General features: G+C 40.9%; 14 protein-coding genes. 13 read left to right on the top strand and 1 reads right to left on the bottom strand.

From position 1 onward, the window contains the following. Nucleotide 1 precedes the first annotated feature (1 nt). Entirely contained in the window at nt 2-994 is a 993-nt protein-coding gene (locus VK664_RS10005; protein ID WP_461398510.1) for a polysaccharide deacetylase family protein, read from the top strand. Between the two features lie 23 nt (nt 995-1,017). On the opposite strand, the gene VK664_RS10000 is transcribed toward VK664_RS10005, so the two are convergent. Further along, nucleotides 1,018-1,998 (bottom strand): GNAT family N-acetyltransferase, encoded by a 981-nt coding sequence (locus VK664_RS10000; protein ID WP_461398509.1) that lies wholly within the window; start codon nt 1,996-1,998, stop codon nt 1,018-1,020. Between the two features lie 66 nt (nt 1,999-2,064). Here VK664_RS10000 and VK664_RS09995 point away from each other — a divergent pair, with 66 nt between their 5' ends. The 12 genes from VK664_RS09995 to VK664_RS09940 all read left to right on the top strand — a co-directional run bounded on the left by VK664_RS09995 (nt 2,065) and on the right by VK664_RS09940 (nt 15,591). Beyond that, nucleotides 2,065-3,132 carry an NAD-dependent epimerase gene (locus VK664_RS09995; RefSeq protein WP_461398508.1) on the top strand — a complete coding sequence of 356 codons (1,068 nt, stop codon included), beginning with the start codon at nt 2,065-2,067 and terminating at the stop codon, nt 3,130-3,132. A gap of 17 nt (nt 3,133-3,149) precedes the next feature. Then, entirely contained in the window at nt 3,150-4,322 is a 1,173-nt protein-coding gene (locus VK664_RS09990; RefSeq protein ID WP_461398507.1) for a glycosyltransferase family 4 protein, read from the top strand. Next, nucleotides 4,306-4,920 (top strand): sugar transferase, encoded by a 615-nt coding sequence (locus VK664_RS09985; RefSeq protein WP_461398506.1) that lies wholly within the window; start codon nt 4,306-4,308, stop codon nt 4,918-4,920. Before VK664_RS09990 ends, VK664_RS09985 begins: the two co-directional genes overlap by 17 nt. Then, nucleotides 4,917-5,882, top strand: a complete 966-nt coding sequence (locus VK664_RS09980; RefSeq protein WP_461398505.1) for an ATP-grasp domain-containing protein — start codon at nt 4,917-4,919, stop codon at nt 5,880-5,882. Before VK664_RS09985 ends, VK664_RS09980 begins: the two co-directional genes overlap by 4 nt. Next, on the top strand, nt 5,866-6,540 hold the full coding sequence (locus VK664_RS09975; RefSeq protein ID WP_461398504.1) for an HAD family hydrolase: 675 nt from the start codon (nt 5,866-5,868) through the stop codon (nt 6,538-6,540). The genes VK664_RS09980 and VK664_RS09975 overlap by 17 nt, the downstream gene beginning before the upstream one ends. 263 nt (nt 6,541-6,803) lie before the next feature. Continuing rightward, on the top strand, nt 6,804-7,973 hold the full coding sequence (locus VK664_RS09970; RefSeq protein ID WP_461398503.1) for a DegT/DnrJ/EryC1/StrS family aminotransferase: 1,170 nt from the start codon (nt 6,804-6,806) through the stop codon (nt 7,971-7,973). A gap of 149 nt (nt 7,974-8,122) precedes the next feature. Further along, complete coding sequence (locus tag VK664_RS09965; protein ID WP_461398502.1) at nt 8,123-10,084, top strand: polysaccharide biosynthesis protein; 1,962 nt, start codon at nt 8,123-8,125, stop codon at nt 10,082-10,084. A gap of 498 nt (nt 10,085-10,582) precedes the next feature. Further along, the gene (locus tag VK664_RS09960; protein WP_461398501.1) at nt 10,583-11,638 is read left to right on the top strand and encodes a hypothetical protein; all 1,056 of its coding nucleotides are present in this window, start codon (nt 10,583-10,585) and stop codon (nt 11,636-11,638) included. A 60-nt stretch (nt 11,639-11,698) separates the two neighbouring features. Further along, nucleotides 11,699-12,502: a glucose-1-phosphate cytidylyltransferase gene (gene rfbF, locus VK664_RS09955; protein ID WP_461398500.1), complete on the top strand. Its 804-nt coding sequence runs from the start codon at nt 11,699-11,701 to the stop codon at nt 12,500-12,502. A 22-nt stretch (nt 12,503-12,524) separates the two neighbouring features. Then, nucleotides 12,525-13,079, top strand: a complete 555-nt coding sequence (gene rfbC, locus VK664_RS09950; protein WP_461398499.1) for a dTDP-4-dehydrorhamnose 3,5-epimerase — start codon at nt 12,525-12,527, stop codon at nt 13,077-13,079. A 197-nt stretch (nt 13,080-13,276) separates the two neighbouring features. Further along, complete coding sequence (locus tag VK664_RS09945) at nt 13,277-14,284, top strand: NAD-dependent epimerase/dehydratase family protein (RefSeq protein WP_461398498.1); 1,008 nt, start codon at nt 13,277-13,279, stop codon at nt 14,282-14,284. 77 nt (nt 14,285-14,361) lie between these two features. Then, nucleotides 14,362-15,591: a methyltransferase domain-containing protein gene (locus VK664_RS09940; RefSeq protein ID WP_461398497.1), complete on the top strand. Its 1,230-nt coding sequence runs from the start codon at nt 14,362-14,364 to the stop codon at nt 15,589-15,591. The last annotated feature ends 50 nt before the right edge of the window (nt 15,592-15,641 follow it).

The raw sequence follows: 15,641 nt of genomic DNA, 5'->3' as shown, positions 1-15,641 counted from the left end.
AATGGATGGGATATTTACAGTAAGTCTTGATTTTGAACTCCACTGGGGTGTTTTCGATAAAAGAAACAGGGACGAAAGGAAACGCTGTTACGAAAATACGTTGAGGCTAATTCCCTCCATGCTTGAACTTTTTGATAAACATAAGGTGCATGTAACCTGGGCTTCGGTCGGGTCTTTGTTTGCAAAGGATCAGCAGGAATGGCATGAGCTGAAACCAGCCAGTGAGCCGGCTTATGAAAATAATATTTATTCGGCCTATCGCTATGTCAGAGAAAACGGCCTGGATCCACGTTACAAATGGGCGCATTTCGCACCCGAAATGATTGAAAAGATCTTATCATATCCGGGTCAGGAATTAGGCACCCATACATTTAGTCATTATTACTGTCTTGAAAAACTACACGGTGAAGATGCATTCGGTGCGGATCTAAGGTCCGTGCAGCGTGCCGCATCAAAGTTTAATACGACCACCGTTTCATTGGTGTTTCCAAGAAACCAGTTTAACCCGGTGCATTTAAAAGTTTGCTATGATAATGGCATCAAAACAATCAGATCGAATCCTGAAGATTGGTTCTGGAGTCCGGTATCAGACAAAGGCGGCAACCTGATCAGAAAAATTTTCCGGACGGGTGATGCGTATTTCCCAATGGCTTCTAAAAGGACTTCTTTTCCACTTAGTTCATTGAAGCCTTTAACCGGCGAACCACTCCAGGTACCAGCCAGCCGGTTTTTAAGACCCTGGCATCCCAGGTATAAGTTTGCAAATAAGCTTGTATTGAACAGGTTAATGGGGGAGATGAAGACGGCGGCAATAAAAAAAGAATGTTATCATCTCTGGTGGCATCCGGAAAACTTCGGTGATTACCCTGATGAGAATATGGAAAACCTAAACCAAATATTAAATTTTTATACTGAATGCCGACAAAGTCATAATATGACCAGTTGGAACATGGGTGAATATGCCAGTTATTTTGAGAATCGAAATTCAAATTAGTTTGCAATCAATTTAAATTACGATTAAAACAGTTCCAGATCGCCCATGCTGTATGACCAGTTTTCCATCTTCATGAGTGAATCAAATTCATCTGTTGCATTAAGATCGCGGAGAGTGATGGAAGGGCCGGCATTACGGATGGGTATCGGACCAAAAGCAGGAAGATAATCTTTGTAGGCAATCAATTGCCGGCCGGAAATGGTGAGCAGATCGGCAGAACTTCTACGGGCCACCTGTTTGAGTTTTGAAGATATGTCTCTTTTGACAGCCCGGTCTTTATTAAACAAATAAATATCCGTTAGTCTTAATTCAGAAAAACGGCTATGCTCTTTGACACGATAAATCAGAATATAGTTTTTATTATCAGTAATAAAACTATAGGGAAACAACGGATTGGTAGCATAACGCCATTGTACATACGAAGTTGACCATGGAGTATGAAGGCCGGCAATTTTTAAAGCTTGCTGTCCATCGAAGTTTTCTAACATCAAATTCCAATCACTTGCAGAACTGTTGGTTGAAGCAGCAGGTTTGGTTTTAAGCAGGAGTCTGAATGCTGTTTTAACCGGACTTAAGACCTTTATTTTTAAAGGCATTTTGCCCTGCACCTGCCAACCCATCTTCAGGTAACCCGGCATGCTTTGATTGTTAGGTGTGTTAAAAACAAAGCGGATATTATCTTTCCGGCATCGCTCCAATTGTTCTAAAGTCAGTTTTTTAAAAATGCCTTTGCCCTGGTATTCAGGATGTGTGGCAGTATCAACAGCCCGGATAGTGCGATAGCTTTTTTCGTTCCATTGCCATTCCCATTGCAAAAATGCACGAAGACCTATCAATTCTTCGTTCTCTTCTGCAAGAAGTACGTAAGAATTTCCAAAGGGATTCTCTTCATGTTTCCAGGCCCATAAAGCTTCTGATTTTGGTATGGTTGATTCCCCAAGTGATTTTCGCAGCAGGTCTATGATTGCGGGTTTATCTTTGGAGGTAGCAGGTCGGATATTCATCAAAAAATTTAAATTGAAAATAATACTTAAATCCAATTATCCCGGTAAAACAGAAAAAATTAAACAATGAAGATATTAGTCACAGGCGCCGCCGGCTTTATTGGATTTCATCTCGTGAAAAAGTTGGTATCAGAAGGATACGAGGTCATTGGTCTTGATAACATCAATGATTATTATGATGTAAATCTGAAGTATGGCCGGTTAAATGAATTAGGTATTTCCAGCCAGGACCTGGTTCTCAATGAACTCACACCAAGCAAATCGTTGCAATCATTTTCGTTCATGCTCGCACACCTGGAAGATGATGAGAATATTGAACTTCTTTTTGCATCCCAGAAATTTGACATGGTCTGTCATCTTGCAGCGCAGGCTGGTGTTCGATACAGTATTGAAAAGCCATTGAAATATATTCATAGTAATGTAATCGGGTTCACGAACATACTGGAAGCCTCGAAAAATCATTATGTTAAACATCTTGTGTATGCAAGTAGCTCAAGCGTTTATGGTCTTAATGCGGAGATCCCTTTCAGGGTTGATCAACATACTGATCATCCGGTATCTATATATGCTGCAACAAAAAAGAGTAATGAGCTTATGGCCCATGTTTACAGCCATCTTTATAATTTGCCAGTGACGGGGCTTAGATTTTTTACCGTTTACGGCGCCTGGGGCAGGCCGGACATGGCATACTTCTCTTTTACTAATAATATTCTCGAAGGCAAACCTATCCGGGTATTCAACGGCGGAGAGATGCGGAGGGATTTTACTTATATCGATGATATTATAAATGGAATCGTGAAGGTTATTCCTTCTCCTGCTAAACCATCGGCAGACTGGAACGACCGCAATCCCGATCCTTCACGTTCAAGAACACCTTTCCGGATCTATAATATTGGTAATAATCGACCGGTCAACCTTTTAGATTTCATAGAAACACTGGAAGAACAACTGGGTGTGAAGGCTAATAAAGTGATGACTGAGATGCAGCCCGGTGATGTGACTGTGACTTATGCAGACGTTTCAGAAATAATCAATGATTTTGACTATAGTCCGTCAACACCGATACAGGATGGGATAAGAGAATTTATCAAATGGTACCGGGACTATTATAAAGTGCAGCAGACTGCCCTTTGAAATAATTTACTAATCGAATGGCGAGTCAGCAAAAAATTATCAGGATTACTACCGTACCGATCTCATTAAAGGTTCTGCTCAAAAAGCAATTGCGGTTTATGAGCGCATATTTTGAGGTTGTTGGCGTTTCCTCACCAGGAAAAACGCTTGGTGAAGTCTCAGAACAGGAAGGCATCCGAACTGTTGGGGTGAACATGACCCGGTCTATTACACCTGTTCAGGACCTGAGAGCAATATGGAGCCTTTACCGTTTATTCAGGAAAGAAAAACCCGCCATAATTCATACTCACACCCCGAAAGCGGGATTGTTGGGCATGTTAGCGGGAAGACTTGCAGGTGTGCCGGTTCGCCTCCACACAGTGGCAGGTCTTCCGCTAATGGAAGCCAAAGGAAAAAAAAGGCTGTTACTTGAAAAAGTTGAAAAGATCACTTACGCGTCGGCTACGAAGGTCTATCCAAATTCGGGTAACCTGGCCAGTTTTATCCTTCGGAATAAATTCTGCTCTCCTGCAAAAGTTAAAGTACTCGGAAACGGAAGCAGCAATGGTATTGATACAAATTTCTTTAGCAGGAGCCCGGAATTGGAAAAAACAGCCGGAGAACTGAGGCATGAGTTGAAAATAAATACCAGCGATTTTGTGTTTGTTTTTATTGGCAGGTTGGTGCGTGATAAAGGTATTGAAGAACTGGTTGAAGCTTTCAGCCGGATAAAAAATCAATATCAATCTGCAAAATTGTTGCTGGTCGGACCCTTTGAACCGGAGCTCGATCCAATCTCAGACAAAACGAACACAGCCATCAAAAAGGATGACCGTATCACCCTGGTAGGATTCCAGCAGGATGTGCGCCCATTTTTTTTAATCAGTAACGTGCTTGCCTTTCCTTCGTACCGGGAAGGATTTCCAAATGTGCCGATGCAGGCCGGATGTTTCGAGCTTCCCAGTATTGTAACGGATATCAATGGATGTAATGAGATTATCGTTGAAGGGGAAAATGGATTGATCATACCAGCCAAAGATGTTGAAGCGTTGGTAAATGCTATGACAAGATTACTGGAGGATGCCGGGCTCTACAACCATATGAAATCAAAAGCCCGTGAAATGATTGTTGACCGTTATGAGCAGAAATATCTGTGGAGTTTAATATTAAAAGAGTATGAGGAACAAATAGATCATGCAAGTTTATCATAAATTTTTCAAAAGATTTATTGACCTGGTAGTCAGCCTCGTTGCGGTCTGCCTGCTTTCACCAGTTATCCTGGGAGTTGCGATTTTCCTGCTGATTACAAACCAGGGTAAACCATTCTTCTTTCAGCGTAGACCAGGTAAAAATGGCCGGATCTTTATGCTTGTAAAATTCAAAACAATGAACGATCGGAGGGACCCGGCAGGAAACCTGTTGCCTGATGAGAAAAGGCTGACTTCGGTTGGGAAATTCATACGCAAAACTTCACTTGACGAGATACCCCAGTTATTCAACGTAGTGAAAGGTGATATGAGCCTCGTAGGTCCTCGACCTTTGCTGGTGGAATACCTGCCTTTGTATTCGCCATTTCAGAATCGCCGGCACGGGGTGAGACCAGGAATAACCGGTTGGGCACAGGTGAATGGACGCAATGCTATAAGTTGGGAGAAAAAGTTCGAACTTGATGTCTGGTATGCCGACCATATCAATCCTGCACTCGACGCCAGGATTATCTGGCTCACAATAAAAAAAGTTTTTAAAACAGAGGGCATCAGCCAGGACGGCCATGCTACAATGCCTCATTTTAAGGGCAGTAAATCATGAACATATTAATTACATCAGCCGGACAACGTGTTTCACTTGTGCGGGCTTTTCAGAAACAACTTAGGTCAGTTTTCCCGGAAGGGAAGGTTTATACAACAGATATGCAACCTCAGATCAGCGCCGCCTGTAACGTATCTGATGGATATTTCCAGGTAAAAAGGGTAACCGATCCGGCATATATAAAGGAGCTTAAAAGCCGTTGCATTGAAAATGAGGTCAGGATGGTGATTCCTACCATCGATACAGAACTCCTGGTTCTTTCGCGCTATAAAGCCGAATTTGCCTCAGCTGGAATCTTTTTGGTTGTCTGTGACGAAGACTTCACTGCAAAATGCCGTGACAAACGCCTGATCAATGATTTTTTCAAAAGTTCGGGCATAGAGACACCCATGGCCATTGATAAAAACGCCCCGGTGTTCCCGCTTTTTATAAAACCCTTTGACGGAAGTCTTAGCGCGGATACTTTCCTGGTGAGGTCAAAGGATCAGTTGACGAGGGATCAACTGACAAATCCTCGTTTCATGTTCATGGAATACATCGATAAGGAGAATTATGACGAGTTCACCGTAGATATGTATTATGACAGGAAAAATGAGGTGAAATGCATAGTTCCGCGAAAGAGAATGCTGGTCAGGGCAGGAGAGATCAATAAGGGATTAACCTGCAAAAACATTATTGTCTCCTTTCTGAAAGAAAAACTGGGTTATATCCCCGGTGCGGTCGGATGCCTGACTTTACAGCTATTCCTTAACAAAACCACGGACAGAATGGTGGCCATTGAAATTAATCCCCGTTTCGGTGGTGGATACCCACTTAGCTACCAGGCCGGGGCAAACTACCCTTTATGGCTGATTAATGAATACTTTTTACACCAGGAAACCAGTTATACCGATGGCTGGGAAGATCAGCTTCTCATGCTTCGGTACGACGATGAAGTTATAGTACATGGATATAAAGATTAACTCCCGCACCTTCTTCGTTTTTGATCTTGATGATACTCTTTACCAGGAAATAGACTTCCTGAGATCTGCGTATAAAAACATTGCGTCTGCAATTGAGCCATCTATAAAAATTTCTATCTATGATGAAATGATAGAGCGATATCATCGCAATGAAAATGTTTTTGCATGGATTGTTGAACAATATAAAGAGCATCTTGGTGAACGTGATGCAGCATGGCTGATCAGTACCTACCGGCAACATATACCCGAAATTAAGCTAAGTTCAGAAACGGCAGCATTCATCCGCGAATTGCGCTCTCGAAAAATACCCACTGGCCTTATAACCGATGGCCGGAGCGTAACTCAGAGAAATAAACTTAAAGCACTTGGTATAGAGGATTTGTTTTCTGAGATCATTATTTCAGAAGAATTCGGATCGGAAAAACCAGATGAACGTAATTATTTGCATTTCGTATTAAAATATCCGGGTAAAGAATTTTATTATTTTGGTGATAATACTAAAAAAGATTTTATAATTCCTGCCCGATTAGGATGGACCACCATATGTGTAAAAGATAGTGGGAAAAATATCCACAAGCAGCGATTTGACGTCAAAAAAATTCCCCAATTTGTTGTCAATGGATTTGATGAACTAACCCTGACATGGGACCGAAATTAATTTTTGTGTTGCAAATTATTGCATTTTGTAGATTTCGTGGTTTCCAACTCGTTATACAGCGATCATGGTTAGTGGGTAGTTTGAGTATACGTCTCAGGTAGTACTACCTGAATTATTTTTTTTATATATTATAATTTGCAGATTCAATAATTCTTTAGATATTGTGCTTCCATAATAATCCTGCGAATTACTTTCCTCTTTCCTTTGAGATACCTGCCGTTGTTCAATTCGTTTTTCTTAATTAAAACGGTTTACCCTATAAAATGAAATCAAAAATTTGGCTTTCCTCTCCTCACATGGGAGGTCAGGAACTAAGTTATATTCACCAGGCTTTTGAATCCAACTGGATAGCTCCGCTGGGTCCAAATGTGGATGGTTTTGAGCAGGATTTGAAAGAATTTCTTGGTAACAAAGTCCAGGTTGCGGCCCTCAGTTCAGGTACTGCAGCCATACATCTTGCATTAGTGATACTAGGGGTGCAGCACGGTGATGAAGTGATTTGCCAGTCTATGACTTTTTCTGCATCAGCTAATCCAATCGTTTATCAGGGCGCAACCCCGGTTTTTGTGGATAGTGAAGAACAAACCTGGAACATGTCTCCAGCGTATCTTGAAACCTCGATCAGCGACCGTCTTCAAAAAACAGGAAAATTACCTAAGGCAATAATAATAGTTCATTTGTACGGAATGCCCGCGCAGATGGATAAGATCATGTCAATAGCCAGGAAGTTCAATATCCCGGTAATTGAAGATGCCGCTGAGGCACTCGGTTCAACCTTTAATGGTCAACCATTGGGAACCTTCGGCGATATTGGAATACTTTCTTTCAACGGAAATAAGATAATCACCACTTCGGGTGGGGGTGCGCTTGTTTCATCGAATGAGGAATATGTAAAGAAAGCCAGGTTTCTTGCAACCCAGGCCCAGGATCCGGCACCACATTACCAACATTCGCAAATTGGATACAATTACCGGATGAGTAATATAAGCGCAGGTATTGGCAGGGGGCAGATGAAGGTGCTGAATGACCATATCAACCAACGGCGAAAGAATTTTGAATTTTATCAATCGAATCTTGCTTCTCTGGAAGAAGAAATAACATGTGTTGGAGTACCAGATGAGAACTATTTTTCGAATCATTGGCTAAGCATCATTAAAATTGATTCTGACAGATTTTCAAGGGAAGATCTTCGGTTAGCCCTGGTGAAAGAAAATATTGACAGTCGTCCACCATGGAAACCAATGCATCTGCAGCCGGTTTTCAGGACGGCTCCATATTACGGAGCAAAGGTGAGTGAAACGTTGTTTGAAAAAGGTCTTTGTCTGCCGTCCGGATCAAACCTTACAGACGATGAACTAAACCGCGTATTATCTGTGATACAGGAAGTATGTTCACCGGCTGGCCGGATTATTGATTCAGGCCAACTAGTCTAGTTAAAAAGGGTCCTCTTATATCCATCCAATATCCTCCTGCAAAATCCGCTATAATCTATTTTCTAAAAAAAAACCTCCAGAAGCCACACATCCTATAAAATTTCCATGGCCGATATCCTTTTTCATTATCTAAACTCTCGTTAGAGGCCATGAAAAAGTTATTGTTAAACGCGACAGTATTACCCAGGTGGGTTATACTTTTAGTCGATCTGATGATCAGCGGTTCTTCATTTGCGTTATCCTACTTTGTGGTAAAGCAATTTGACTTTCCGGCAATTCTTAGAGGACACTTTTTCTTCTATACTGGCTTGTATTGCCTTGTATCCGGAATAGTGTTCTACCTTATGCGCGTACATACCGGCCTCATCCGGTATTCAAATATTAAGGATATGTTACGGATCTTTCTTTCTGTATTCGTAACCAGCCTCGTGTATCCTATTGCTGTTCAGTTCATAATGGTGAATAACCTTAATATCGCTTCACTCAGCATCAGTACAGTTCTGTTTATCAATTTCTTCGTTGCTTCCACAATGCTTGTCATGTTAAGAACCGGAGTAAAGGAACTCTATAATTATGTAAAAAGAAACACAACTCCAGATAAAGAAAACATTTTAATCTATGGGTCAGACAACAACTCGATCCTTCTGAAACAAGCTATGGAGTCCGGAAATGCAAACAAATTTGTGATCGTCGGTTTCCTGGAAGCTAATATCCGTAAGATCAACACCTATATACAACAGAAGAAAGTGTATCACCTGAAGGAACTGACAACATTAAAAGAGAAGAAAAATATTGCGAAGCTTATTCTGATGAATGAGCAACTTACCAGCATCGATAAAAAACTCGTTATTGAGAAATGTTTACAATTGGGGATTAAGGTTCTCACGGTTCCACCTTCCGATCAGTGGATGTCCGGCAAACTGAGCTCAAACCAGATCCAGGCACTTAAAATTGAAGATCTTCTCCAGCGTGAGCCAATCGTAATCAATAATTCACAGGTATCACAGGACCTCGAAGGAAAGCGTGTACTTGTAACTGGGGCTGCCGGTTCTATAGGCTCTGAAATTGTAAGACAGGTGCTTTCCTATAATCCTGAAATGGTTATTCTTTGCGACCAGGCTGAATCTGACCTTCATGAAATGCAACTTGACGTTGAGGAAAAGTTTCCTGGAATAAAGATCCGTGTGTTTATCGGTAATATCCGCGAATACAAGAGAATGGAGATCATGTTTAATATATTTCGGCCCCAGATTGTATTTCATGCCGCTGCCTATAAACATGTTCCAATGATGGAGCATCACCCGTCAGAAGCGATTATGACTAATGTGCTGGGCACAAAACATCTTGCGGATCTTGCAATCGCATATAGTGCCCAGAAATTTGTGATGATCTCTACCGATAAGGCGGTAAACCCAACTAACATTATGGGTACATCCAAGCGTATCGCGGAAATGTATGTGCAGTCTTTAATCGGAAGGACCGGTGATAACAACGATGTGAATGGATTTGATCATAGTTCAAATACAAAATTCATAACCACCCGTTTTGGTAATGTACTTGGTTCAAATGGATCTGTGATCCCGAGGTTCCGTGAACAGATTCAGAAGGGGGGACCAGTAACTGTAACTGACCCGGAAATCACCCGCTTCTTCATGACAATACCTGAGGCTGTTCAGCTTGTGCTGGAAGCAGGTACAATGGGCACAGGCGGTGAGATATTTATTTTCGATATGGGCAAACCGGTGCGTATCGTTGATCTGGCTAAAAAGATGATCCGCCTTGCGGGCCTGGTGCCAGACGAAGATATCAGGATCGTGTATACAGGATTACGTCCAGGTGAAAAATTATACGAAGAGTTGCTTAATAAGGAAGAGAAGACTTTGCCTACACACCATGAAAAGATCAAGATCGCGCGTGTGATACCATGCTCATGGCAAACCAGGCATGATATTGAAGACCTGATCGAACTTTGTATGGATGAAGACAATGATGAGCTGGTAAAGAAGATGAAAAGACTTGTTCCGGAATTCAAATCTAAGAACTCCAAATACGAGAAGCTCGATAACGGCAACACTTATGCTGTATTCTCAGACATTGCTTCAAATTCATAAGTTTTACAATATATACCGGATTGCCCCAGGCGATTCCGGTATTTGTTTTTAACCTTCACCTGGCAATTCCTGTCAGGATTTTTGCAAAAAGGTACAGGTAATCAGTAGAACAAATACCATTTACATACTATAGGTATTGTGTTTATCCGGCCATAAAAAACCTTTCCGGTTTCTGAGGTTTGAGCAAAGCTATATAGTAAAAAAATAACGTATCATATCTTGCGGATGCAGACATAAATGTCTAATCTTGCAATACAATCAGATCTCTGTGCTTAACCTGACCTGGCAATACTTCATAACCCGGAGGTTACAGGAACTTACTTGCTTTATTATCTAAATCCTCTTGTTTTACCATTCATTACAATAACTGGCCACTGTTAATTTGTGAATAACATTAAACAGCAGCAATCAAAAGTTTTAATAAATTATTTCCTAAACATTTACTGATCCTTGATTCGAATCTTGTTTAGAACAACATACTGATTACAATAACGAAAGATGAAGTTACTAGAATGTGAAATTGAATATTTCCCGAACTTTCACCTGATGCAGCTCTACAGTGGTTTCTTTGAGCTGCAACGAAAGGGTATCATCGACCTCAGGATCAAACCCATCAAAGAAAATAAGAAGGCCTTTTCAATTGTTACTGCAATAATTAATAAGAAACAGCGGGTTGTTTACGATACACTGGACGGGCTCACCTGGATCCCCGGCGACGTGCAGGTTAACCTGGAACATTTCCAAAAAACCTACAAAGCTGATTTCTACTTCAAAAGAAGTTTCAGTCCCCTGATGAGGGAACACAGTCCTGAAAACTGCAAAGTTTTTCCGCTGGGTTTAAACTACAATGTACAACCCGACAAAAACCTGTTTCGATACAGTGGCTCCATAAATGATAAGTTTAAGTACTTCATGAAGACCAACAAGCTCCTGAAAAAAGTTTCTTCAAAAAGCTTTTTCTATGAACAGGATTTCGAATATTATCCGGTAAAACCTTCCAAACGAAATGTCCTTTTCCTAACCAGGTTATGGGATCCGGGTGAAGCAAAATCACAGCGATCGGTTGAACTTCGCACCAGGATCAACAAAACAAGGATTGAATGTATCAACAGGTGTCGCCAGGAATATGGATCCGAATTTACCGGTGGTTTGTTTATCGAAAATTTTGCAAGAAAAAATTATCCTGAACTTATAATGGATAACAGCCTTACCAATAAGGCCAGCTATCTGCATGCTGTAAAAAATCATGCAATTTGCATAGCAACAACAGGACTGCATAATTCAATTGGTTGGAAAATGGGAGAGTATGTGGCTGCTTCACGTGGAATAGTTTCCGAACCTTTGAAATTCGAGCTGCCGGGCAATTTTTCAAAAGACCGGCATTACTATGAATTTGAAACTGCTGACCAGTTGATTGAGCAGCTTGAAAAGCTTCGTTCAAACGAAACGGATTTGTTGCGTATGATGACAAGCAATTTTCATTATTATAATAATTTCGTGAAACCAGAGAACCTGGTTTTGAATTCACTCATTACGGTTCTTAATCATAGTTAATAAGTAAATTTAAACTCTTACTATACATTAATACAATCACAGAATCAACCTATTAAACTTATGAAAGCAGTTATTCTTGCGGGTGGATACGGAACAAGGATCAGTGAAGAAAGTGGTGTACGTCCAAAACCTATGGTCGAAATCGGTGGCAAGCCAATACTCTGGCATATTATGAAGATCTATTCCGCTTATGGAATAAACGACTTTATTATTTGTTGTGGTTACAAGGGCCATATAATAAAAGAATATTTCTCAAACTATGCATTGGACAATTGCGATGTGACATTTGACATGCGTAAAAACAGCATGGAAATTCATACCAATGAGACTGAAGACTGGAGAGTTACACTTGTTCATACCGGTTATAATTCAATGACTGGTGGCCGTTTGAAAAGAGTTAAAAAATATATCGGTGATGAAACGTTTTGTCTTACCTATGGAGATGGTCTGAGTGATGTTAATATTGCAGACTCCATTAAATTTCATAAAGAACAAAAAGCTTTAGCAACACTGGTTGCCGTACAACAACCAGGTAGATTTGGTGCCTTCACGCTTTCGGAACACCAAACTCAAATTAATCACTTTGCTGAAAAGCCTGAAGGCGGTGATTCACCATGGATCAATGGTGGATTTTTTGTTCTGGAACCCGAGGTTATGAATTACATTACTGATGACAACACTGTTTGGGAGAGGGACCCCTTAGAAAATTTAGCGAAGGAAGGAAAGCTTGCCGCTTTTAAACATGCCGGATTCTGGCAACCGATGGATACGCTGCGTGATAGAAATGTACTGGAAGAAATGTGGCAGAAGGGATCGGCCCCATGGTACGAGATAATTCACCGGAATGACATGAAGAAAAAGTAACTGACAAATTCAATGCTGTTCAATGATTTTCACTGAAATAACAATAAAAGATGCATTTCTCATCGATATCAAAAGGTTCGAAGATGAACGCGGATTTTTTGGCCGGGCGTTTTGCCAGCATGAAATGAAAGAGCACGGCCTTAATGACCTCGTTGCCCAGACTAATCTCAGTCACAATCCCAAAAAAGGAACATTACGTGGTTTGCATTACCAGGATGCTCCGCATGAGGAAAGCAAACTAGTCCGATGTACAAGGGGATCACTGTTCGATGTTTTGGTTGACCTGCGCAAAGGTTCACCAACCTATTGCCAGTGGTATGGTACTACTCTGACCGCAGACAGCTTTACCATGCTTTATGTGCCGGAAGGTTGTGCGCATGGTTTCCTGACATTGGAAGATAATACCGACATCATGTACCAGGTCAGCAATTTTTATGCACCCGGGGCGGAGAAAGGATTGTTATGGAATGATTCTGCATTTGCAATTCAATGGCCTATGGACCCAGTCATAATTTCTGAAAAGGATCGAAACCAACCCGCTTTTAATCTGTTTAATGAGAACATACCTAAAATCTGAGCCGAAAGGCCAACCCAGGAAAACTAAGAAAAGAGAGAAAACGTCAAATGAAATATTGCATCTCAGTATGTCCTTTGACGATAAGTATTAAGCTGCCAGTATCTCCTGAAAGGACTAAAAAATAATACCTTAAATTTAATAAAGCGTTAGCTGTTGCGTTGCAGTCATTTTAACCCAAAAAATTCTATAAAAACGTCATGGAACAATTTAGTCTGCTTGATCTTACAACCTGGAGCAAAAAACGGGTTCTCATTACCGGTGCCAGTGGGTTCATCGGTTCTAAATTGGTAAAGCGCCTGACTGAGGCCGGTGCTTCAGTTTTTGGCACTTCCCGTGTGCAAAGAGTGAGCCATATTGAGCATTTTACCTGGCTTAAAGGTTCATTTGAAGATCTGGTAACCGCAAAAGCATTATTGGATGAGATCAGACCGGATATAATTTTTCATTTGTCCGGACAGGTTACCGGGTCAACAGATCTTAAGCATGTACAGGCAACTTATCATAGCCTTGTTACCAGTACTGTGAACCTTCTTACACTTGCAACTCAACTAGGCTGTGAACGGATCATCCTGGTTGGTTCATGCCGGGAACCTTTAAGAACCATAGAAAATCCGAATTCGCCATATGCAGCAGCCAAATTGGCGGCAAGTTCTTATGGCAGCATGTTCTGGGAATGCTATCAGACACCGGTATCAATAGTTCGGACTTTCGTTACCTATGGCCCGGGGCAGCCACGACAAATGCTTATACCACATGTTATTCATACGCTGCTCAAAAACGAAAATCCAAAATTATCAAGCGGTAAGTGGACAACTGACTGGATCTATATTGATGACGTGATCGATGGCCTGATAGCGGCTTCTATAGCGCCAGGAATTGAGGGATCTGTGATAGATCTTGGAACAGGCATTTCTACATCCGTAAAAGAAGTTGTGCAGAAAATTTATGAGATTATTGACACCACAGGTGAGCCTTTATTTGGTGTTTTAGAAGACAGAACCAGTGAAGCCAGTTCAGTTGCTGATGTTGATACGGCATATACTAAACTGAAATGGAAAGCAAGGACCTCGCTCGACAATGGCCTTAATCAAACTATTAAGGCCATAGCACAAACGATCCAGATGCATTTATTTTTATTCGCACATTCACTGTCTGAAATCGCTATTGAAAATCCACATGTTTCAGTCAACCACATTATACTGTGAAAAATCCTATCCAGATAAAAGAAACCTCGCCAACGCTTAATCATTAAACCCCTCTTGTAAACCACAAACCTGAAATTATGCATTGCAGATTTTGTAAATCAGAATTGAATGACGTTTTTATTGACCTGGTTAATTCACCCGCCTCCAACTCGTTTTTAACAACTGAACAATTAAACGAACCTGAAGTCTATTTTCCATTAAAAGTGTATACATGCAGCAACTGTTTCCTCGTTCAGATTGCGGAGTACAAAAAGTCTGACCAGATTTTTAACGATGGTTACGTTTATTTTTCATCTTACTCAACAAGCTGGCTTGCCCATGCCAAACAGTATACTGAAAATATGATAGATCGTTTTGGAATTTCACAGTCCTCTCAAGTGATAGAAATTGCTTCGAATGATGGTTACCTTTTGCAATACTTCAAAGAGAAGAATATACCGGTTTTAGGCATTGAACCTACTTCGAATACGGCGGAGGTTGCCAGGAAAAAAGGCATCGAAAGCATTACAGAGTTTTTTGGCAAGGAACTGGCAGCTGAACTCGTCTCCCGTGGCAAAAAAGCTGATTTACTGCTTGGGAATAATGTACTGGCGCATGTACCGGATATAGTTGACTTCGTGGGAGGAATGAAAATAGTATTGAAGGATGCCGGGGTAATAACTATGGAGTTCCCGCACCTGGTGCAGTTAATTGACAATAATCAGTTCGACACCATTTATCACGAACACTTCTCATATCTGTCTTTTTTCACTGTAGAACAGATATTCAGGTCGCAGGGACTAACGCTTTTCGATGTTGAAGAGTTGCCAACTCATGGCGGATCCTTACGTATATATGCAAAACACCAGGAAGATTCCAGTAAGCCCGTTTCTGAAAATGTTGGGCTGATGCTGGAAAAAGAAAAGGCAAAAGGAATTAACACCCTTGCTTATTATGAAGATTTTCAAAAGAAAGCACTACAGGTAAAGTTAGGATTCACAAGATTCCTGTCTCAGCAGAAATTACAAGATAAAAAGATCGCTGGTTATGGTGCGGCCGCGAAGGGTAATACATTACTTAATTATTGCGGCACAACCAACGATCAGATTGATTATGTAGTAGACGCGAATCCACATAAACAAAACAAGTGGCTTCCAGGCAGCCATATCCATGTGGTAGATGAGGAATTTATGAAGGAAAACAGGCCGGATTTTATCATAATATTTCCATGGAATTTAAAGGATGAAATAATGAAACATCTTGATTATACAAGCGAGTGGGGGGCCAAATTTGTAGTTCCTATACCCGAATTAAAGATTTTCGGTTAAAGTAAACATCTTCATCCTGAATACAAATCAATTCAGTACAAAACTTCAAA

It is taken from the genome of Flavitalea sp. (assembly GCF_035489435.1).
GTDB lineage: Bacteria > Bacteroidota > Bacteroidia > Chitinophagales > Chitinophagaceae > DATHKG01.
This window is presented reverse-complemented; position numbering and strand designations above follow the sequence as displayed.